This window comes from Haloarcula sp. Atlit-7R, from assembly GCF_003666065.1.
GTDB classification, from domain to species: domain Archaea; phylum Halobacteriota; class Halobacteria; order Halobacteriales; family Haloarculaceae; genus Haloarcula; species Haloarcula taiwanensis.
Genome location: NZ_QXIK01000004.1, coordinates 172,481 through 192,169, shown reverse-complemented (window position 1 = coordinate 192,169; position 19,689 = coordinate 172,481). Strand labels below are relative to the sequence as shown.

The 19,689-nt window shown below is 55.2% G+C and carries 20 protein-coding genes; 7 read left to right on the top strand and 13 right to left on the bottom strand.

Translation table 11 applies throughout. The features are described from left to right. Positions 1–27: 27 nt before the first annotated feature. Positions 28–1,011: a hypothetical protein gene (locus D3D01_RS11075; protein WP_121512231.1), complete on the bottom strand. Its 984-nt coding sequence runs from the start codon at positions 1,009–1,011 to the stop codon at positions 28–30. A 437-nt stretch (positions 1,012–1,448) separates the two neighbouring features. Then, a complete protein-coding gene (locus D3D01_RS11070; protein ID WP_121512230.1) occupies positions 1,449–3,254 on the bottom strand; it encodes an ABC transporter ATP-binding protein in 1,806 nt (601 codons plus the stop codon). Between the two features lie 486 nt (positions 3,255–3,740). Between D3D01_RS11070 and D3D01_RS11065 the strand changes: the two genes are divergently transcribed. Both D3D01_RS11065 and D3D01_RS11060 read left to right on the top strand, forming a co-directional pair. Then, the gene (locus tag D3D01_RS11065; RefSeq protein WP_121512229.1) at positions 3,741–4,673 is read left to right on the top strand and encodes a glycosyltransferase family 2 protein; all 933 of its coding nucleotides are present in this window, start codon (positions 3,741–3,743) and stop codon (positions 4,671–4,673) included. 167 nt (positions 4,674–4,840) lie between these two features. Then, positions 4,841–6,145, top strand: a complete 1,305-nt coding sequence (locus D3D01_RS11060) for an acetamidase/formamidase family protein (protein ID WP_121512228.1) — start codon at positions 4,841–4,843, stop codon at positions 6,143–6,145. Positions 6,146–6,166: 21 nt separating this feature from the next. Here D3D01_RS11060 and D3D01_RS11055 read toward each other — a convergent pair whose 3' ends face one another. Both D3D01_RS11055 and D3D01_RS24515 read right to left on the bottom strand, forming a co-directional pair. After that, positions 6,167–6,427: a ubiquitin-like small modifier protein 1 gene (locus D3D01_RS11055; RefSeq protein ID WP_121512227.1), complete on the bottom strand. Its 261-nt coding sequence runs from the start codon at positions 6,425–6,427 to the stop codon at positions 6,167–6,169. 138 nt (positions 6,428–6,565) lie between these two features. Beyond that, positions 6,566–7,381, bottom strand: a complete 816-nt coding sequence (locus tag D3D01_RS24515; protein ID WP_101350173.1) for a hypothetical protein — start codon at positions 7,379–7,381, stop codon at positions 6,566–6,568. 117 nt (positions 7,382–7,498) lie between these two features. Between D3D01_RS24515 and D3D01_RS11045 the strand changes: the two genes are divergently transcribed. After that, complete coding sequence (locus tag D3D01_RS11045) at positions 7,499–8,065, top strand: hypothetical protein (RefSeq protein WP_121512226.1); 567 nt, start codon at positions 7,499–7,501, stop codon at positions 8,063–8,065. A 144-nt stretch (positions 8,066–8,209) separates the two neighbouring features. Here D3D01_RS11045 and D3D01_RS11040 read toward each other — a convergent pair whose 3' ends face one another. Continuing rightward, on the bottom strand, positions 8,210–8,713 hold the full coding sequence (locus tag D3D01_RS11040) for a hypothetical protein (protein WP_121512225.1): 504 nt from the start codon (positions 8,711–8,713) through the stop codon (positions 8,210–8,212). Further along, positions 8,706–9,353 (bottom strand): hypothetical protein, encoded by a 648-nt coding sequence (locus D3D01_RS11035; protein WP_101350176.1) that lies wholly within the window; start codon positions 9,351–9,353, stop codon positions 8,706–8,708. Before D3D01_RS11035 ends, D3D01_RS11040 begins: the two co-directional genes overlap by 8 nt. Positions 9,354–9,747: 394 nt before the next feature. Between D3D01_RS11035 and D3D01_RS11030 the strand changes: the two genes are divergently transcribed. From D3D01_RS11030 to D3D01_RS11020, 3 genes are all read left to right on the top strand, one after another. Then, a complete protein-coding gene (locus D3D01_RS11030) occupies positions 9,748–10,371 on the top strand; it encodes a hypothetical protein (protein ID WP_147439904.1) in 624 nt (207 codons plus the stop codon). Positions 10,372–10,499: 128 nt separating this feature from the next. Further along, positions 10,500–11,651, top strand: a complete 1,152-nt coding sequence (locus D3D01_RS11025; RefSeq protein WP_121512224.1) for a signal peptidase I — start codon at positions 10,500–10,502, stop codon at positions 11,649–11,651. Positions 11,652–11,765: 114 nt separating this feature from the next. Continuing rightward, the gene (locus tag D3D01_RS11020) at positions 11,766–12,896 is read left to right on the top strand and encodes a DUF5305 domain-containing protein (protein WP_121512313.1); all 1,131 of its coding nucleotides are present in this window, start codon (positions 11,766–11,768) and stop codon (positions 12,894–12,896) included. Between the two features lie 97 nt (positions 12,897–12,993). Here the strand turns inward: D3D01_RS11020 and D3D01_RS11015 are convergent, their stop codons facing one another. The 7 genes from D3D01_RS11015 to D3D01_RS10985 form a co-directional block, all read right to left on the bottom strand. After that, the gene (locus tag D3D01_RS11015) at positions 12,994–13,701 is read right to left on the bottom strand and encodes a hypothetical protein (protein WP_121512223.1); all 708 of its coding nucleotides are present in this window, start codon (positions 13,699–13,701) and stop codon (positions 12,994–12,996) included. Positions 13,702–13,819: 118 nt separating this feature from the next. Continuing rightward, the gene (locus tag D3D01_RS11010; protein ID WP_101350178.1) at positions 13,820–14,341 is read right to left on the bottom strand and encodes a metal-dependent hydrolase; all 522 of its coding nucleotides are present in this window, start codon (positions 14,339–14,341) and stop codon (positions 13,820–13,822) included. A 350-nt stretch (positions 14,342–14,691) separates the two neighbouring features. Next, on the bottom strand, positions 14,692–15,159 hold the full coding sequence (locus tag D3D01_RS11005; protein ID WP_121512222.1) for a hypothetical protein: 468 nt from the start codon (positions 15,157–15,159) through the stop codon (positions 14,692–14,694). Continuing rightward, positions 15,152–15,436 (bottom strand): AbrB/MazE/SpoVT family DNA-binding domain-containing protein, encoded by a 285-nt coding sequence (locus tag D3D01_RS11000; RefSeq protein ID WP_121512221.1) that lies wholly within the window; start codon positions 15,434–15,436, stop codon positions 15,152–15,154. Before D3D01_RS11000 ends, D3D01_RS11005 begins: the two co-directional genes overlap by 8 nt. A gap of 163 nt (positions 15,437–15,599) precedes the next feature. Continuing rightward, complete coding sequence (locus D3D01_RS10995; protein ID WP_121512220.1) at positions 15,600–16,130, bottom strand: DUF3368 domain-containing protein; 531 nt, start codon at positions 16,128–16,130, stop codon at positions 15,600–15,602. Continuing rightward, positions 16,130–16,420 (bottom strand): UPF0175 family protein, encoded by a 291-nt coding sequence (locus D3D01_RS10990; protein WP_121512219.1) that lies wholly within the window; start codon positions 16,418–16,420, stop codon positions 16,130–16,132. The genes D3D01_RS10995 and D3D01_RS10990 overlap by 1 nt, the downstream gene beginning before the upstream one ends. Positions 16,421–16,733: 313 nt before the next feature. Beyond that, entirely contained in the window at positions 16,734–17,321 is a 588-nt protein-coding gene (locus D3D01_RS10985; protein WP_121512218.1) for a hypothetical protein, read from the bottom strand. A 1,114-nt stretch (positions 17,322–18,435) separates the two neighbouring features. Here D3D01_RS10985 and D3D01_RS10980 point away from each other — a divergent pair. Beyond that, positions 18,436–19,686 (top strand): orc1/cdc6 family replication initiation protein, encoded by a 1,251-nt coding sequence (locus tag D3D01_RS10980; protein WP_199725389.1) that lies wholly within the window; start codon positions 18,436–18,438, stop codon positions 19,684–19,686. Positions 19,687–19,689: the final 3 nt, after the last annotated feature.

The window sequence follows — 19,689 nt, the reverse complement described above, 5'->3', positions numbered from 1 at the left end:
CAACATCAGGCTGAGACCATCACAAGACTACGAATGATATCCGAGGTCAGACAACCGGTCGCGGATCTCGGTAGAGCCGTGTTCGACGCCGGACTCAAGTGGACGGTCCGATTGAATTGATATCCGCTCATCGGCATCGAAAACCAACCACGGTACTTCAATGAGTTCTGGGACACGAAGTTCTCCGGGATGCCCATATTCTCGTACGGGGAACGGCCACAACCAGTCTGCAACTAGGTTCCCATGATCTGACGTGACCACTGTTTTGCCATCAACAGTGTCAAGCAGCTCTCGAAGATGTGGGAACAGCAGTTTGAGGTTTTCCCGATACGCTTCCCAGACACGTTGTTCTGAGACATCTCCCTGTCTCAGCCGTGCCCAGATTTTCTGTTCATCATCCGCTGAACTACCAACGTCTGCTCCTTTCGCTTTCTCCCGACCTTGCATTCCGGAATCAACCATTTCTCTGCCTGTTGGACCGATAAATGGATGATGAGGCTGAATAAAATGTGCGAGTATCCGCTTGTTCGGATACGTTTTTCTGGCCGTTTTAACAGCAGCTACCATGTCTTCTGGGGGCACTGTTCCGATGTCCTCATCCCACTCTGTCTCCCACACGTTGATGACAGAATGAAAAACAGTGTCGAGTTCGACGGTACACCACTCGTCAACTGAGTGCATCGGATTGGCGGTTACGTACACTGTGTCGTAATATCTTCCCGCAGAGAAGTGCGCCTCAAGGAAACCGGGTGTACTAGACGCCTGGGATAGCCGCCGTTTCAATTGCCCTTCAAAAGGATGCAGATCCGCAAACATATCGTATCGGCAGGCATCAAGAAGATAGCAATTATCCCAGTCCTCGGCCATCAAATCAAAGCCACTCGGTGAAACCGTGTCGAAATACTTGTTCACGATACCGTCAAAAATCCCATCATTTGTATATTGATATTGTGAGGCAATCAATTGGTTTGACCTCCAGATGTCCGGTATGTACCTCTGCAGTTTGGTCATGGTAGTATACACTTCTACGCATTACTTAGCGATAAGCTGCCTAACTGATGGTAGAGGGTTTCTACCAGTATTTTGTATAGCTGATTCGGGTATGCTGCTACGGTTTTTCGAAAGTCAGAATCAGTGTTAGTCGTGATGCCTGACCCCGTCTTGCAGCCAGATAGAGTTCCTATTGTTTATTTTCCGGATCAGCTACAAGTCTGGGGCAGCAACTTGCGATTGTAAGGTTGTGTTCATATTCCGTGAGAGTGGAGTCTAAATGCCCGCCTGGTGAGCCGAGATCAAAAGGTGGAATCTGTTCTGCGTATCATCGCACGTGATACTTAGACGAAGCGATGCCAGTGAGTAGTTTCAGCATCCAGTTTGACACTAGGATAGAGAAGTACCAGCGATAGCTTTCTTGAGCTGTGTCTGCGGTAACACCGAGTACAGTCCAGTTACCCACCTGACTGTATCGCATACAATTCAGCGTATTTCCCTTCACTTTCAACCAGTTCGTCGTGACCGCCACACTCGGAAATCCATCCGTCTTCCATCGTATAGATCCGATCAGCATTCTCGACAGTCGAAAGGCGATGAGCGATAGCGATAATCGCATAATCTCGCTCCATCGCTTCGATTGCCGCCTGCACTTCCTTCTCAAGGTTCGAATCCAGGTCGCTCGTTGCTTCGTCTAGAATTAACAGGTCCGCGTCTTTCAGAATCGCTCGCGCAAGAGCGACGCGCTGTTTCTGCCCACCCGACAAGCGGACACCGTCGTCACCGAGTTGAGAATCGAGTCCGTTCGGGAGGTCCGTGATGAACTGGTCCACCTTCGCGATTTCGCAAGCCCGTTTGATCTCAGCGTCCGTCGCATCCCGATTGCCGACGGTGAGGTTATGTCGAAGCGTGTCGTTGAACATATACGGGTTCTGGCGGACTATCGAGATTCGGTCACGCCACTCGCTGATATCCATTTGGCCGATTGGGTTCCCATTTGCACGTATCTGACCGCTGTCTGGCTCATAGTAGCGGGCCAACAGGGAGACTATTGTCGACTTCCCGGCACCGGACTGGCCAACGAAGGCGACGAACTCGCCTTTCTTGAGTTCGAAATCGACCTCCCGAAGAACGACCTCGTCGTCCGTATATGAGAACGTGACATCGTCGAACTCGACTGTTTCGACCTCTTTCGGGGTCGGTTGCCCTCCGGTGTCCGGTTCTTCCCACTCTTCGAGATCCCGCATGAATGACTGTGTCCGAACCAGATGGGGAAGGTTCTCTTCGACTTTGTAGAACCGCTTGTTAATCCCGCTTGCTTTGGGACCGAGCTGAAACATGAGAAACAAGAACAGGCCGAGTTCACCGAACGAGAGATTGGTGAATGTCAGGGCCACATAAATAAGTGCGAAGATGAGTACGGAGACGACGAGATTCTGTGACTTCTTGATCGCTGCCCGATTCCGGCGGTTCGCGACTTTCGAACGCGTGTACTCTTCGAGGGCGTCCTCATACTCGCCATAGATTTCTGTTTCGAGATTAAACACCCGGATGTCTCGAATGCCAATCATGCCGGCCTGAACCACTTGTTGCATCCGTTCGTTTGCCGCTGCAACGCGATCACCCAGATCGTATCCTGAGCCGATGAGATGTCGCAGACCGAGTCCCACACCACCGATGATAAAAATAGCAAATGCTGTGAGTTGCGGTGAGATCCACGTTGCGAGAGCGAGATAGGCAACAGTGAGTAGTAGCAGATCGAACAGCTTCACGAACCGCTTGATGACTTTTGAGGCTGCTTTCGACTCGGTGACAATCGCGTTCAAGATGTTGTCCGACCCCTTTCTGTCGAGAAATTCCATCTCCGTCTCCAGAGCGCTATCGAAGAGGTTCTCGCGGATGTGGCGCTCGTAGGAAAGCTGGAGTACATCGCGTAGCCACGTGAGGAGAAACGACGACGTATAGCGCAGACAGGTCGCTAACGCCACTCCGCCAATGACGTACTCGATCGTGAACGGAATCCCGAGTGTCTGATAAACGGTGAAGAAAATACCCGCTATGCCATCAGCCTGTGTCACCGGTTCTGATGACTGCATGAGTTCAATGATAGGGATGATAAACGTCAGTCCGACGCCTTCTAATACGGCCGTTACCAGACCGAGCCCGACGATCATCACAGTGAATTTTGGGGCATATCGGGCCGCATAGAGAAGCGCGTCAAGTTTCTCCTGCCGTGAAATGGTGTCTGAGTTTCTGTCGGTCATCTATTCAATTGTTACCCTCGGGACCGTTGGAACAGACTGTGCCATCTTTGGCTACAGCGGTTCGGCCAGTACACGCCAACGATTGCCATCTGCACATTGATATAGTGAAAAAGGACGATCTGCTTCCCTTGTTATAAGCTTACTACTGTATTTTCAGCTGTGAGGGAGGACAATTCCACCAGCAGCGGTTCTACGTACGGGTTTGTGTGATTTGACTGACTGTAATGGAGAGTACCCGTTGTTAAGCGGATATTCCGAGAGGGACTCGCAAATGAATTTGCGCGCCGTGGTCACGGCGCTTCCTGGGTATCTCTGCGTTTGTACCGAGTGCTCATAGCGGAGAGGTGAGACTCAGCAGCAAAGGGACGACCAGACTTTCAGAATGATCCGATCGGGGATCCAGTATCAAACAGCAGCGCTGTAACGTATCGCACAACGTCTGTATACACCTCTTAACAAAAAATATTCACTCAGAATACACTTCGCATGGGCAGAAAAATATCGGTGATTATCCCCACTCACTACCGAAATGACCTCCTCCCCACAGCGATCGAAAGCGTGGCCCGACAGGATTACGAACCCGTCGAGCTGATCGTAGTTGATGACTCGGGCGAAGGGTACGCCGAACCGGTGCTTGCAGAGTACGACGAGGTGATAGACAAGCCGATAATAAAAGAGGAGAACGAGGGGTGGCAGGCAGCCTACACGACTGGAATCGAGCAGTCGACCGGCGAGTACATCCAGTTTCTGGACGACGACGACTACCTCTACGAGACGAAACTGAAAAAAACGGCGAACGTTCTCGACCAGAACCCGGAGGTCGGTGTTTCGTACTGCGGCGTAGTCCGTGGTGATGAGGGGGATTTCTACCCAAAACAGGAGGTGTCAGGCCATTTTCTGGAACCAGCGCTCCGGTTCCAGACGTTTCCCATGTGGACAGGCTCGATGTTGATGGAACGAGAAGTACTGTGTGACTGCCTCCCAATGGCTGGGATGGGTGAGGAAGACGACTTGGACATCGAACTGGGCGACACAGACCTCAAAATAGAGCTCGCGAAGCGGACGAAAGCCGCCTACGTCGACGAGTGTCTGACGTTCTATCGTCAAGAAGGAAACAAGTTATGGACCGGAAAACGGAGGTTTAAAAAAATACTACAGAACATTCGTCATCAAAAAGACATATACAATCAGTATCCAGAGATACGTCGAGACCTCCTTGCAGAGTGGTACGAGCGTCAGGGACGGAACTGGCTTGACGAACAGATCTGGTCAGCGAAAGCGATACAGTGTTTTATTAAATCTGCATACTATGAGCGGAAACAAAAGTTTCCGAGGATAATCGAGACGCTGGCCGCGATCCTCGGCCGACCTGGTGTGATGTCAGCGGTGCGCGTGAAGCGAACCTTGCTTGACGGGTAATAAACGGACATCCAACGCCCAGTTGTGACACAGATGGGTTCGTCGGTGGGACTTGGCGGTGGAACTGAGGCACGCATCGTGGCGGACTTCCACTTGTGCAGGGCGACGACTAGAACGGTTCGATCCACGCTATGATTTATTCTCCCGTAGACCGTGCTTGAGAATGTATGTCAGAGCAAATCCAGCAAGAGCTCGATGTCGACCGGTTTACACTGGGGCTCGTTGGGCCGGAGCAAGAATGGGCGGGCACAGTCGCCGATGGCGGGACCGTTCGCACACATACGCCCCCTGCGTGCTGGGGCCCGATGATTACCCCCGAGTTCCGCGGCGGCCACGAGGTAACGCGACCGATCCGAGTCGAGAACGCTGAACCCGGTGACGCGCTCGTCGTCCAGATCAAGGACGTCGAGGTGACGAGTGTCGCGACAAGCACGGGCAGCATGGCCGAACGCGAGGACGCCTTCGGGAGCGACCCGTTCGTCGACCATCGGTGCCCGGAGTGTGGGACCGAGTGGCCCGACAGCGTCGTCGAGGGCACCGGCGAAGACGCGATTCGATGTGCGGACTGTGGGGCCAACGCTTCGTCTTTTGGCTTCGAGTTCGGCTACACCGTTGCCTTCGACGAGGACCGCTCCGTTGGGCTCACCGTCGGCCCCGATGGTGCTGCGGACCTCGCAGAGCGCGCCGACGAGGCGATGGCGCTGCCCGACAACTCCCGGCAACACCCGATTCTGTTGTACAAGCCCGACGAAATCCCGGGAACGCTCGGCCACCTCCGCCCGTTCATCGGGAACATCGGGACGACACCGTCGGTAGAGTTCCCCGATTCACACAATGCCGGTGACTTCGGCCAGTTCCTCATCGGGGCCGACCACGACTGGGGCCTCGCCGACGAAGCAGCGCTGGACGCCCGGACGGACGGTCATCTAGACTCGAACGACGTCCGCCCGGGAGCGACGCTCATCTGCCCCGTCGAGATCGACGGCGCGGGGCTCTACGTCGGTGACTTGCACGCCAACCAGGGCGACGGCGAGCTCTCGCTTCACACAACCGACGTGAGCGGTCGCACCGAGCTCGAAGTGAGCGTTATCAAAGATCTCGATATCGACGGCCCGCTCCTGCTCCCGAACGAGTCGGACCTGCCGGATATCGCCAAGCCGTACACGGACACCGAGCGGGAGGCGGGTGAGGCCCTCGCCGCCGACCACCACGTCGACGACGTCGTCGATGCAGCGCCGCTCCAGATAATCGGGTCCGGTGCCACGATCAACGACGCCACCGAGAACGCGTTCGCACGGGCTGGGACGCTCTTCGATATGTCAGAGGGAGAGGTCCGAGCGAGATGCACGTTCACTGGCGGTGTCGAGATCGCCCGACTGCCCGGCGTCGTACAGCTCTCGATGCTCGCCCCGATGTCCCTCCTCGAAGAACGGGGACTGGCCGATACCGTCCGCGAACAGTACAACCTCTAGCAGCACAGCGTCCGTCTGTGTTCACCCGCCGCGCATTGCGGGAAAAATCTCGACTGACGCGCCGGGCGGAACTCGGTCCGAGTACTCAGCGTTGTCGCCGTCGACCATCACACGGACGCTTGGTCTGAGTTCGCCGGCGTCGTTGACCAGTTGGGGCTCCGCACGCGGGTACGCGTCAACGAAGGCCGCAATTGCAGCCTCCACCGTGTCGCCGTCTACCGGAACTTCGACTGTCTTCGACCCCGTCGCCGCCCGAAGCGGCCCGTACACAGTCACATCCACACTGCTCAGTCACGTCCCAGTCCTCAAAAAGACCGGGCCCCGTCTCGAAATCGCTGCCAGATAAGACCTGATTCACCGGCAAGCGGAGGTCACGGACGTGGGCGGCTCTGTGGAACAGCCAGTGGCGGTGAGGGCGTGTCACATAACAACCGTGGTGTCGGTGAGAAATTCTCGCTTCGCTCGTTTGGCCTCTGGCCCCTCGGACACGAGCCCGGGTTCCGATGCGGTGTCATCAAACCGGTTCGGATCCGGCGAGACGGCCTCGAGAATCTCGGTGAATGTTGCACCCTGTCTGCCAGTGATATGGACGAACCCGCCACGCCGGCGCTGCTCAAACGGCGTCGTCTCCGGATCCGGGAATGCGTCCCGAATACAGCTGACGTTCTCGCGGAGGTACGCCGAAGCGTCGTACTGGGAATACTGACAGTCGGCATAGAGCTGCTCTTTGTTTCGCTCGTTGAGGTCAGCCTCGACGTGCTTGGATGACTCGTACCGCACCCCCACAGGGGAGATATCGCCAGTGAGGAAACTGAGGTTGACAGTGAAGCAATCCGGGTATCGGAGAATCAGTAGAAAGAATATCTGCTCGTCAACGGTGTAGCGTTCCTGCAAGCGATAATAACACTCCAAGTAATACGCCGCGAGCGCCCCGATCCAGTCGTCACGCTCACCGTTGAGATACGCGGTTGCGACTTCATAATAGTCCTCGCCAGCGACCTGCTGTAGGCGATGCTCGAAGCTCTGTCTCATTTCGTCCAGTTCGTCCTCGTACACTTCCGTCAGGGGCACGTCTGGGTCGTCGAGTAACTCGCTCTTTCGCTCGCCGGCCGCCGCAATTCGCATCATATTCTCGTGTACGGATCGCTCCGCCTCCACATCTGGGAGCGGGACTCGAACAGCCTGTTGGCGAAGGATCTCCGAGCCGGACTCCATACGCTCACGCCAGTCAGTCATAGATGTATGTCTGGTTGCTTCCAAGTATTAATCATTTGTAGATACCCCAGAGTTGTAACCGATGACAAGCACCCAGAAGAAGTTTACAAGCCGAGTAGAAACTAGCGTGACGCTACTATGCCCTCCAAGCAAGCCGTCAGTAGCCTCGGGAGTCTGCTCGCCGTACTCGGACTCTCCGGGGTCGCAACAGCACAATCTACAGCCCCTGGTGGCGTCGGTGATCCGGCCCTCAACGTCGTCATCCGGTTCGGTGTCGGGTTCATCATTCTCGCGGTGTTGGGCGCCGCAGCCGCCGCCATCGGCCCGGCATACACGACGAATGCCGTGCGAGAGATTCAGGACGACCCCGGCGGGGCAATCGGCTGGGGCGTCCTCGTCGGCATTCTGGTCCCTATCGGACTGGTACTGCTCGCACTGACCGTCATCGGCGCGCTGATCTCGATTCCCGGGTTGCTCCTTCTCGGCGTCCTCGGTATCGTCGGCACCGGGATTACCGCCGTCTGGGTCGGCAACTCGGTCATCGGCGACGACGGGACCGTCAGGGCGACGGACGGGGTCGCCGGCGGGTTGTTACTGGCCGTCCCCTTCGCGATTCCAATCGTCGGCGGCCTCCTCCTCAACCTCATCACGCTCGTCGGTCTGGGCGTGGTCGGACGGGACCTGTACGAGAGTTGGACGGACTGAACGGTTTCTCGGGTTCTACCGCAATGGTCCGCAAGACACGCTCACAAACACATCCTCGATAACGGGTGAGCTGTCAGGTACCAGCGTGTACCGGTCCGATACGGGTCGAACAAACTGAGAACGCTCGCTATTCATCCCAGACGATCAAACCTCAGTGTCGGTTTGTTCCTGGTTATTGGAGCAATTTACAAGATACTCGATGGTGCGAGACGTCGTCGTTTCGGCGGTGACACCTGCGCCGGTAGCAGTGACATCGAACGCGACGGTCGCGCGGTGTTGTCCAGGTGACTGGCAAGCTATTGTCGCCGGCACGTCGAACGCGTCACCAATACCGGCTGAAACACTGGTCGTCTCCATCGCGTCTGACTTGACGGTCAACCCATCGCCGGCAGTAACGGTGACTGTGACAGCAAAGTCGACCGGTTGTGTGAAGCGATTACGGACAGTTACGACCGTCACTTCGTGAGCACCACTCCCCTCAAGACGAACGGTATCATCGGAGTAGAGCAGCGACATGTACGCGTCTTTGTCGGCGACGACATTGACCGTCGCATCGCGCTCGACTGACGCCGCACTGTAACTCCCAGTTCCAACAGCGAAGCTTGCAACGACCACCAGCGCACACAGAACCAACACCCGTCTACGCATCATCTACCTCCGGTGGAACGGCGTTCGAACCGATACGCATCTGGCGTGAGAGGACGTAGTGACACGCTGATGAGACGGTAAACACAGCGATCAGGAACACAGTCCACCCAACGAACGGGACAGCCGCGAACGGCTTGATACCCGCGTAGGCTAGCGATGTAAGGACGATTCCGATACTGCTGAGGCCCACGTAATAAAGACTCCAAGGAATATCGTAGCGGTCGACGAGTTCGAGATATATGTCGAGGTCGGCTGCGGACTCGGTGAGTCGCACGTCCCCTTCCCGCTGGTCAAACTCTATAACGCCCATATCAGCCATTTTAGGCAGATGAAACTGCTGGAGTGAGGTGTACACAGTCTTGCGCTCACTCGCCGAGATTTCGGCCACGCTGGTCTCGTTCTCCCAAGCGGCAACTTGCTCGGCGAGATCCGAGAGCGAAGTAGGGTCTGGCGTGCCGCTCAGGAACTGGATAGCATATCGTCGCCGCCGATTACTGAGCATCTCAAATGCGTCGTCTCGCGACAGTTCATCCGGTTCTGTGTCCGACTCGATAGCGGTGTCCGATCCGGTCTCCGTCGAAGCATCTCCAAATACGTTTGTAGACTGGTCACCAGCCGCCCTTGTCGATGTCTTGCTCATATTATCCCCAGCCCCTTGCTTAGATACCGGTCGTTGCCGACGACACGACCATGTCGTCTAAGCATTACTTTTCATGTTATGTTATAATATTATCGACTGTTTACGTATTAGTCGTCGTTTATACTTTGATACGTACAGTGACGAGTGGTAAATTGGCAGGGTTTGTCGTGTGATCTCCCGCAAATGGCAATGTAAAACATCTAAATACCGTTATAACGGTTTGCTCTCTCAAACACAGGGTAGAAGAGACTGTATAACACCAGCCGCTGGGTCGCAAAGACCCATATCTGTGCTTCAAACACTGCAACCCGTCCTGTCAAAGAGCGGAATACAATGCCCTTGTCAGTGGTTGCATCAACTGTCACGTCCGGCCCACGACACGTGGGGGGTGGGCGTGCACGAACAAGGTGCAAAACTGATGCAACGACGCAAATTCCTGATCGGTTTAGGATCGCTCGCGGCTGGTACAGCTGCTGCAACTGGGACTGGTGCGTTCAGCACCGTTCAAGCATCTCGTAACTTTACTGTGGGCACCACAGGTGACGCAAGTGCAGAGTTAGCACTTGAAGGAGCCAACAACGAGTATGTGACCGATGATGGGGTGGATGGTGAACTCGAAATTACTTTCGACAATCTCAACCCGGATGCAGTTACGGGTGTCAACGAACTATTCACAATCAAAAACAACGCCGATCACTCGGTAGAGGTCTGGGGAGATCCGGATGGTCCACATGCAGATAAGGTCGTCTTCGTCCGTAACGGGTACACGAATGATTCACAGGCGACGCTTCGACAATCTGATCCCCCGTCAATTAACGCTGAAATACTTGATGCAGAAGATGAAAACGGCGCTGTTGCATACACCAACGGGACAGTCGGAAAGAATTCTGGTGGCCGGATAGAATTTGGTCCCGGTAAGCAATGGTCTTTTGCCATGATTGTTGATACGCGAGGTATCGACCCTAACGAGGAAATCCTTGACAGTGTCACTGTGTTCGCAGACAATTTTGACTCCTGAGACCGCTCTCAGATAGCTGATTATTGGACCTCTTCACCTCAGTGACCGAAACTTTCGATGTAGTACTTGCCGATCACTGTCTAGCCACCAATTTATTAATGTTCCTTTAGAGATAAAGCATAGTGTCAATGGATCGGCTAAAAAAGTGGTTGGAGACCGCGCTTGAATCGGGGGTGATTATATTTCTCATCGCGATGGTACTCGGCCAGATACTGGGCCAACCCGTCCTCCTGGGATTTGTCACGACCGGCAGCATGCAACCGACGCTGGAACCGGGCGACGGGTTCGTCGCGATCCCCGCGGACCTCGCTGGCTCCGTTGAAGAAGGGGACGTTGTTACGTTCCGGGCCGAGGAAATCCAAGGGGGTGGACTGACAACTCACCGGGTCGTCGACAATACTGACCGCGGATACATAACACGCGGTGACAACAATCCCTTTACCGATCAAGATAGCGACGAGCCCCCTGTAACCAACGCACAGATTGTCGCTGTCGCCTGGCAACCAGGTGGGGAAGTTGTTGCAGTTCCGGGAGTGGGGACACTCGTCAACGGAGTCCGGAATGGCCTGTCGTGGGTACAGCAACGAGCGGCATCGATATTTGGAGTGCGTTCGCTGCTGGGGACACAAGGGCTGGCATACTTGCTTCTCGGAGTCTCAGTCGGTGCGTACGTGCTCGACTTCGTGTTGAGTGGGAACCGCGATCGTGGCCGACGGGACAGCTCACGGGACACGGGGACGAGCGTCAGGCTACTGATCGGAATCTTCGCAGCGGCGATAGTGTTGTCAGCAACAGCGACGATGGTCGCGCCGGCGGGCCCACAAGAGTTCGGCGTGGTCAGTGCTGAATTCGACTCACCGGGACCGCGCGTCATCGAACAGGGAACGACGGAGTCAACGCAGTATCGGCTCGGTAACGGTGGGTACGTTCCTGTCGTGACATATTTTGACCCTGCAACAGATGGCATCGCTGTCGAACCAAACGAGACGGTGATACCAGCCCGTTCGACAGCCAATGCGACGCTGTCGCTGACAGCACCGCCAGAGAGGGGCTATTACCGAAAGTTCGTTGTTGAGCACCGATACCTCCTGATCCTCCCACAGTCGACGATCCGATCGCTGTATCTCGTCCATCCGTGGCTCCCGATTATTACCATCGACGCGCTTCTCGGAGGCGCGTTTTACGTGCTCGGGACGGTGCTTGTCGACACCGGCCGTGTCAGGTCGCGGTCTCGCGATAGTCCATCCAAAATTCGTCGGCTCCTTACGCGGTTGAGATAGTGTTATAACCCAAATAATTACCAATCAGAACCTATTACATATCAAACAATGAACGGTGGGGGCCGGACAATCAGACAGGACATCGCTGCTAATTACGTGTTAGTGGTTCTCTGCGTGGTACTTATAGGGGCCGTCGGTGGCTATCTCACGTACACGACACACGTCGAACCGGGAACCACGACGGAGACCAAGGAGGTTTCGTCCTGGCAATCGAGCGGGGCGTTCTCCCATCAGGCCACGGTCGTCAACGGAACGACCGCGTTCGACGAGGGGACAGTCCTGCAAAACCGATCCGTGTACTTCCGGGGGGTGAGCCCAAAGCTGAACGGCACGTTCAGGTATGCGTACGAGGCCCAGGAAGGGAACCTTACGACAGAGACGACAGTGTTACTCAAGTATCGCTCTGTTGAACCGGCCGATGACGGCAACGGGACGACGTACTGGGACGTTACCCGCCCAGTCGCGCAGGATCGAACCGAGGCGCTGAGACCAACCGAGCGCGCGACGGTGCCCTTCTCCACGAACGCAAGCGCGGCCATTGAGCGGGCACGGCGTATTGACGCGGAGCATGGCAACACGCCCGGGCAACTCGAAATCGCGTTCATCGCCCGCGTAGACGTGTCGGGGACGCGAAACGGCCAGCGAGTCGACACCACAAACACGTACCGACTCCCCATCATCCCCGGTGACAGCGTCTACCGAGTGGCAGACCCCGGCGTCGATACTGCGTCGGGGTCACAGACTGAACAGGTATCTGTCCTCGTAGAGTACGGGGCCCTTCGCCGTGTGGGCAGTCCGCTGCTACTCTTGCTCGCAGTCGGTTCACTGCTTGGCTTGCTGTATGCCCGCCAAACTGGCCGCCTGTCAGTTTCCGAGGCCGAGCGCCGGTGGGCTGATTATCGAACAGCCAGAGCAGAGTACGATGATTGGATCACGATTGGTCACCTGCCGTCAGATACTGATAAGATGCCGGCGATAACGGTCGATAGTCTTGAGGGACTGGTTGACGTAGCGATCGATACGAACAACCGCGTCATTGAGAATGTATCGTGTAACCAATACGTCGTGTTCGTTGACGACCGTTTGTATCGGTATGAGCCACCGTTAGAACCCACCGCCAAAGGTGATGACGAACGTGCCAGCGACGAACAAAGTAGTTCAACTGACCAAACGAAGGATGGGATGACGGTGCCCTCACAGTTACAGGCAAATACGAACCATTCTGATAACCCGAAAGACCACTGATCCGCCATCAATCAACTGTAGAATTCCTGTCGTCTTTCTGATTATAATCTGAGCCAGTGTTACCGAAACGACTTCTCGCCGTTACTGACGGACGGAGTCAGCTGGCCCCGGGACATCCGAGTTCGTACGGATCCTTGTACACGCCCTGCGGAATCGAGACCGAGGTTGGCTCGTCGTAATCAGTGTACTGGACCGTAATCGTCGCGGTTGCGGTCGCGCCGCGCTGTGAGATCTCGATGTCGAGTTCCGACTGGACAGGGCGATTCGTCTCCGGGTCAAGCCACAGTCGCGCCGTCGCGTTCGCAAGCGAACCGCGGTCCAGCGCCACGTCGCCAGCCTGTCGACGATTCATCAGTGACTCGATGGTGTTAGCGCTCGGGGAGGCCGTGACGAGGACAGTCCGGTTGCCGTTACGCGTCTCATTGCCCTGCCAGTAGACGTTCGAGCGTTCAAAAAGTAGCACTTGTCGGTGGAGCGGCGTCGCGGTCGCCCACGGTTCGGAGCGAGAGACGTTCTCGACAGCGTAGCCGCCCCAGGGATCCTGACAGCCCTGGTACGCTCTGTAGCCGTCGATGTAGGATTTGACTGTCTGGTCTTGCATCTGTGTCGTCGCCTGCATCCGTTTTTCGGAGACGTTCACCGCACCGTCGCCATCGACGCTCACCGTTCGCAACTGGTCGCCATCCGACGCAGTCACGTGCATGTCCATTTGGAACCGGTACGCGTCGACTGAGGCTATCGACCGGTTCGCTTCCTCAACGGCCGCGACGGCGCGCTCGTCGCTCGGCGGCGGGCTATCACTCATGAATGTACCACACCCAGCGAGGAGGGAAACGAAGCAGACGGCGAGGAGCAATCGTCGCATACGTGACTCTGGTTCACCCGTCGGTGTAAAACGTCATGGGTCTGACTGGTGATGTCCCTCACAACAATCTGGAGTCGAGTTGGGTCTGTAAGTCCACCACTAGAATGTACGCCGCCAGTGCGAGAACGAGCACCGAAAACCCGGTCCAGAGGTGGAGATTCACTGCACCCTCTCCGACCCACTGTGGGACTGCCGGGCGCATAACGGGCGGCTGGAGCGGCCAGAGCAAGTCCGACGACACGTACGGATCCGGGGGGAGGATACGTTGGTTGTCGGCTACCAGATGTGAGAGATGGGCGAACGCAAACGCCGCCCCGAGTCTGGTCCGGTTGGTTCGGGCTGCGTACGCGACGACGGCAATCGAGAGCGGAATCGCGAACGGAAGCGAGTGCATAAACACCCGCCCGGAGGGAATCAAATGGAGTTCGTACGCCAACGGCTTGTCGATGAGATCCGGGAACTGGCTGCCGAAAAACGTGACTGCGACTAGCTGGAGCGACGGGAGGTGTCTGTCCCGGAGAAGGGCGTATCCTGCAACTGGGAGAAGGGCGATGATGAAGTGTTCGCTCGGGAGGACCATTCTCTATCCTGGTAGTGTGTCAAGTCGACGTGCGAGCAAATACCTTGTGTGGGATGGGGCTCTGCGTGTCGCATAGTATTCCGGTGAAGAGTGGACAGTGCGTCCATTATAATGGCTTCCACCATGTACAGTGTCTTTGGTAGCAGTTGGACGACTTTGTGTCGAGGAGAAGTCAGTCACTCCGATCAAGACCTCTCTTAGGTGAGTCTCGCCGGAATACATCTTGATTTGAAATGTGCCGGTCACTGCCAGTTTGACAGATTCACGTTCCAGACACACCCAACAACGAGTGAAAGCACAGGACCCCACCGGTGGCTCGAGTAATCGCCAGAGCAGAACCCGGGATGCACTCAGTTCTCAAGAAACCTGTTCAGTTCGCTGAATTCAGCAGGCGACAGAATGACCTCGGTATCGAATGCATCAAACCGTTCAAAGTCGTCATCAACTGTCAACACAGTATTCACTCCTTCGTCGATCGCTACCTGAGCATAGTACCCGTCCCATCCACCAACATTTGTTTCACTCGCCTGTGAAAACCCATCACGAACTGTGCTCTCGGACAGTTCCCCGTTCCAATGGATTCGCTTTGCATCCATGAAATTCTGTAGCAGTCGAGATGCCTCTGTGTTTGAACGGCCGTAGTACGTCGTCAGAACGGTGTGCGCTCCGAACAACGCAGGATACGGAACAACGGCAGCTATATCGCCAGCGATGGCATCCCGAACGTACGTAAGTGCAGCCTCACGAACAGGGGCCTCAGTGTGTGCGAGTGCAATTACTCCGACATCGAAGAGATACGGGCCACCAGCATCACTCATCGCTGTTTTTTTCGGCTCCTCTCCGGACAGCGTCTCTGTGCTTCTTGGCAATCGGGTCGACTCCCTCGTCTATTGTCGATGTCTTCCCACGCTCCGAATCCGTAGCCGCAACGAGTTTCTCCATGCGTTCAATGATCTGTTCGGGGTTGTCTTCAGGTTCAACAACTGCTTTCCCGTCTTCTTCGTGGATTTCGACTTCTGTGCCAGGAGAAATGCCCAGTTTCTCTCGGACCTCTTGTGGGAGAACGATCCGGCCTTTTGAGTCCACCTTCGCCATATTCCCACTTAACGTGGGAATAGTATAACTCTTGGTACAGAACATGGTGCCATTCAATGGAGCGTACCAGTCGCTTCCTAACTGTCAGAAAGCCTGTCTCGGACACACCCCATACCGAGTATACTGACTGTTTGTGTGTACGTTGTGAGCCACGCCTGGCCGACTACCGATTATCGGCTCCGCCAACTGCTAGCTCCTCCAGCTTCGAGAGCAGTTTCGAATAGAGGCTTGGCGAGCAGTACCAACCCGCATCAAGCATCGCCTCCAGCGTCTCCCGCGCGTCGTCCGCTTCGAGTTCGCCGTCCCGGACCAGGGAGAGAACGAGATAGGCGGTACCCCGTGTTTCGATGGCTTCCACAGCGGCGATGTCCCGCCCGTACGCGTCGTCCATCACGGCTGTCGCACCGTGGTCAGCCGCGAGTGCCAGTACCGCAACGTCAGCGTCAGTGACGTTCGGGTTCCCGCTGAGCCGGTCGAAAAGCGTGGTCTCGGGTACTGACACCACATCGAACGTACCCTCTTCTACCGATTGTTCGATACGGCGGGCATCCGGATAGCCGGCATCAAGACCGACCGTCACAACTTCTTCGTACACGCGCTGTGGAATGCGTCGAGATGCATCGAGACGACTGAGTAATGAGAGTCGCTCTGCTTTTGCGAGGTAGATGAGCGGCGTCGCGTCGAAGACGAACATTAGAGGTCGTCGAGGTCGGATTCGAGGGGGTCGTCGCCAACCCACGTAATGTCTCGTTCGCGGGCGAGGCGGGCGAGTTCCCACGTATCCACGCCTGCGAGTTCGGCCGCTTTACTGAATGTCACCTCGCCGCGCTCAAGCCGTTCGAGCGCCTGTTCTGTTCGCCACTCCTCTAATCCTTCTGAGAGCAGTTTTCGGATCGCCGTGCTCGTATCAAGACGTTCCTCGTCGATGAACGTCTGTAACTCCTCTTCTAAGTCGTCAGGAACACGTGCGGAAATCGACCCCATATGTATACTATGTTTTCAATGTATACAAGCGCTTCGGTGAAGCTATTCGCACTGCCAGTAGCGGTTTCTCAACACTGGACGCTCACTGGGGGACCCGCTCGAACGCGCTCAATGGTTTGACTGGGTGATGGCTGGAACTAGCTCGATAGCACCAGAGATATCCATTGACCGGTGAGACACGCACCCGATTCGGAGTTAGTTCAGTTCTCAACTTCGTGAGGCAGGGCTATGCTACAGCAGCTATCTTTGTAGACATCTGAGCGTCTAACTGGGTGTCAAGTGTGTCTCTGGGCTCAGGAATGGAACTGAGGAGTTACGTGTCCTTCTGAAGCGAATCGCCGAACTCTTCTTCGAATCCCTCGACAAGACGCGCGACGCCCGACTGAAGCGAGAATTTGGCGTCTTCTTTCGCTTCACGGAGGTGCTTCGCCTGCGTCCCCGATGTTTCCCCTGCCATCTCGTCCAGCTCGATGACAAGCGCTTCCAGTGTCTCCTCATCGTCAAGCGCGTCGTAGGTTCGAAACACGTCTTTCAAGCCACGCTTGGCCGCTTGTCTGACACGGCCATCGTCGTCCGTGAGCGCCTCTATTAGGAAGCCACACAGTGCATCTGTCTGGTCCTGGAAAGTTGCTTCGTCGATAGCGATAGATCGGTCGTCATTGTCGAGTGCCGTTACGATCGGAAGTCCAGGTACGAGTTGGTCTGCGACACGGACAACTGACTGCCGGACGTATCCATCGTCGGCCGCCTCATACAGTTGGACTACCTCGTCGAAGCAGCCGTTGAAGAGTTCGCACCGTTCGCTGAGACTCATGTCGCTAATGTCGTCAATAACGTCGTTGACGCGGTCCGATTCACCGGATTCGAGTTCTGGTGCGAAGTCTGACCACCGCTGGTGCATACTTAGTGTTACGCTTTCCACTTATTAACACCTAACCGATAAGCCGTCAAGCGTCTCCGTGTACGAGTCAGTCCATTGCATCCACCGGGTCAAGAGTGTACCTGTCACCGCCCGGTGATGAATGACGTCGCACTGCGTTCGAATCGTTCGTGCCCGGATTGTCGTATCCCTTCCTTCGTGAGCTCTCATATGGACTGCGCGGCTGCTGCCGTGGGTGGCGCTTTGGGGTGGGTGTGCCGTTGATACAGGTGTGCTGGTCCCTGCCTGACTGGTGGAAAGCTTGTCCCAGAGACACCTGACACCGAGTGTACTGACTGGCTGTCATTGTTTGGCCGATAGATTCTCGTCTCAGACACACCCCGCACCGAGTGAAAACTCGGGACCTACATGATATTTCTGATGAGCGATAAGTAAGCGGGTTTCGGGACGCAAATCGGACCGAGACAAAAGCCGCGAAGTCGCGGGTTGAATCGAATATGCGACCCGACTGCCGTTTTACACTAGTCCGCGAGCGGCTCTCGCAGGCACACACCAGGTACCGAGTGTACTGACCGCTGATCGTTATCGGCACAAGAGTGCTCTGGTAGCAAATATCTCTATCGAATGGCTGGAACCAGATCAGATGGGAACATCCAGTACAGCCATTGGCCCCTGGGACACACACCTGCTTCCGAGTTAGTTCAGTTCTCAAATTCATGTGTTAGAGGGAAATCAAACGCAGATCAACTCTAATGACTTTAGACACTAGTTGGAAATTTATCAATACTAACTCGGAAGCAGGTGTGTCCGAACTCATCTGAGTTTGTGACTTGCTCATATATATTACTATTGGTAATTAAGCTAACTCCGAATTGGGTGTCTGCACGGTAAGAGTTCAGTACACTATCGCGAATTCGAACCTCTTCAGGACACAGGCCACTCGAAAAGTCAAGTGGGTTCAGCGTGCGATCTAGTCGGAAACTCCAGCAACCATTAACTCGGAACTTGGTGTGTCACGACCCAATTCAAAGTTAGCTCGGCTATGCTTCTGCAGCGGCTTTTATCGGCTCCTGACCTCTAACTAACTCGGAATTAGGTCCAAAGAGTATATATGTTACCTGAAAATAAAATATGTATGGAGCAGAGCGAAGATGGAGATCTTGATGCTGGGGATGAGCTCTTTGAAGAAGTGGATGGGGACGGGAAGGGTGAAATCTTCGCGAATCGAGAGCTGTTGAATATTGACCACGTTCCAGATGAAAACCGGATTGTTGGCCGGGATGAACATATTACGGAATTAGCAAACGAGATTGGGCCAGCCGTCACAGGATCACCACCGAACTCAGTGATCCTCTATGGAAAGACAGGCTCTGGGAAGTCACTCGTTGCTAATCATGTAATGGAACGAGCACGGAGGGAAGCCCAGCGGCGTGACCGTCGACTAGCAACGGTGACAGTGGACTGTGCCCAGTCAAGAGGCGAAGCCGATACAGTCCAGACAATTGCTGATAAGATTAATCGACCGACTTCTGGGGTCACAGTCCCAACGCGTGGTATTTCTACCAATGAGTACTACAACCGACTGTGGCAAATCCTTGGTACCGAATACGATGCTGCATTAATTACGCTGGATGAAGTCGACCGGCTGAGCGACGATGATATTCTCATGATACTGTCACGGGCCCGCGAAGCGGGGAAGGTAGATGTCCCAATTGGAATTATCTCGATCTCAAACAAGGTGAATTTCCGGGAACAAATGACCGAACGGGTCAAAAGTAGCCTCGGCCACAACGAGATGATATTTGATCCGTACGGCGGAGAGCAGCTACGGCAAATCCTCGAAAACCGGAAAGATGCTTTTCAAGAAGATGTCTTGACGTCTGGAGTGATCCCGAAAACAGCGGCACTCGCTGCACAACGCCATGGAGACGCTCGAAAAGCGATTCGGCTGCTCCGGCATGCAGGTGATTACGCGAAGACCAACAATATTGGAACAGTCAAAGAGTCACACCTCGAATTAGCCCAAGAACAGGCTGAAGTTGAACGACTCAAAGAACTCATTTCAGGCCTGCCACCGCATAGCAAGTACGTTCTCTATGCACTTGCGAACCTTACAGACGGAACGACAAATAGCGATGACTGGTTCCGGACAACAGTGATTTATGATGTGTACGAGGAAGTCTGTAAAGCTGAAGCAACCGATACACTAACCACAGATACGATTCGTGGACTACTCAACGAACTCGCGTTTCTTGAAATAACGGAGTCGAATCAGGAACACGGCGGTATGGGGAAGGGGACATACAAGGAACATCGGCTTCTCTGGGATCCGAATGTCGTGTTTAAAATGAACCCCGGTTCTGCCCAAGTGGATACTGATCGGTGACTA

Excerpts from the sequence above, each read along its gene's own strand:
- D3D01_RS10990 (WP_121512219.1), bottom strand. The coding sequence starts at position 16,420 with ATGGGGTCGATTTCCGCACGTGTTCCTGACGACTTAGAAGAGGAGTTA.
- D3D01_RS11010 (WP_101350178.1), bottom strand. The coding sequence starts at position 14,341 with ATGGTCCTCCCGAGCGAACACTTCATCATCGCCCTTCTCCCAGTTGCA.
- D3D01_RS11060 (WP_121512228.1), top strand. The coding sequence starts at position 4,841 with ATGTCAGAGCAAATCCAGCAAGAGCTCGATGTCGACCGGTTTACACTG.
- D3D01_RS10995 (WP_121512220.1), bottom strand. The coding sequence starts at position 16,130 with ATGTTCGTCTTCGACGCGACGCCGCTCATCTACCTCGCAAAAGCAGAG.
- D3D01_RS11065 (WP_121512229.1), top strand. The coding sequence starts at position 3,741 with ATGGGCAGAAAAATATCGGTGATTATCCCCACTCACTACCGAAATGAC.
- D3D01_RS11045 (WP_121512226.1), top strand. The coding sequence starts at position 7,499 with ATGCCCTCCAAGCAAGCCGTCAGTAGCCTCGGGAGTCTGCTCGCCGTA.
- D3D01_RS11040 (WP_121512225.1), bottom strand. The coding sequence starts at position 8,713 with ATGCGTAGACGGGTGTTGGTTCTGTGTGCGCTGGTGGTCGTTGCAAGC.
- D3D01_RS10980 (WP_199725389.1), top strand. The coding sequence starts at position 18,436 with ATGGAGCAGAGCGAAGATGGAGATCTTGATGCTGGGGATGAGCTCTTT.
- D3D01_RS24515 (WP_101350173.1), bottom strand. The coding sequence starts at position 7,381 with ATGACTGACTGGCGTGAGCGTATGGAGTCCGGCTCGGAGATCCTTCGC.
- D3D01_RS11075 (WP_121512231.1), bottom strand. The coding sequence starts at position 1,011 with ATGACCAAACTGCAGAGGTACATACCGGACATCTGGAGGTCAAACCAA.
- D3D01_RS10985 (WP_121512218.1), bottom strand. The coding sequence starts at position 17,321 with ATGCACCAGCGGTGGTCAGACTTCGCACCAGAACTCGAATCCGGTGAA.
- D3D01_RS11015 (WP_121512223.1), bottom strand. The coding sequence starts at position 13,701 with ATGAGTGATAGCCCGCCGCCGAGCGACGAGCGCGCCGTCGCGGCCGTT.
- D3D01_RS11070 (WP_121512230.1), bottom strand. The coding sequence starts at position 3,254 with ATGACCGACAGAAACTCAGACACCATTTCACGGCAGGAGAAACTTGAC.
- D3D01_RS11000 (WP_121512221.1), bottom strand. The coding sequence starts at position 15,436 with ATGGCGAAGGTGGACTCAAAAGGCCGGATCGTTCTCCCACAAGAGGTC.
- D3D01_RS11025 (WP_121512224.1), top strand. The coding sequence starts at position 10,500 with ATGGATCGGCTAAAAAAGTGGTTGGAGACCGCGCTTGAATCGGGGGTG.
- D3D01_RS11005 (WP_121512222.1), bottom strand. The coding sequence starts at position 15,159 with ATGAGTGATGCTGGTGGCCCGTATCTCTTCGATGTCGGAGTAATTGCA.
- D3D01_RS11035 (WP_101350176.1), bottom strand. The coding sequence starts at position 9,353 with ATGAGCAAGACATCGACAAGGGCGGCTGGTGACCAGTCTACAAACGTA.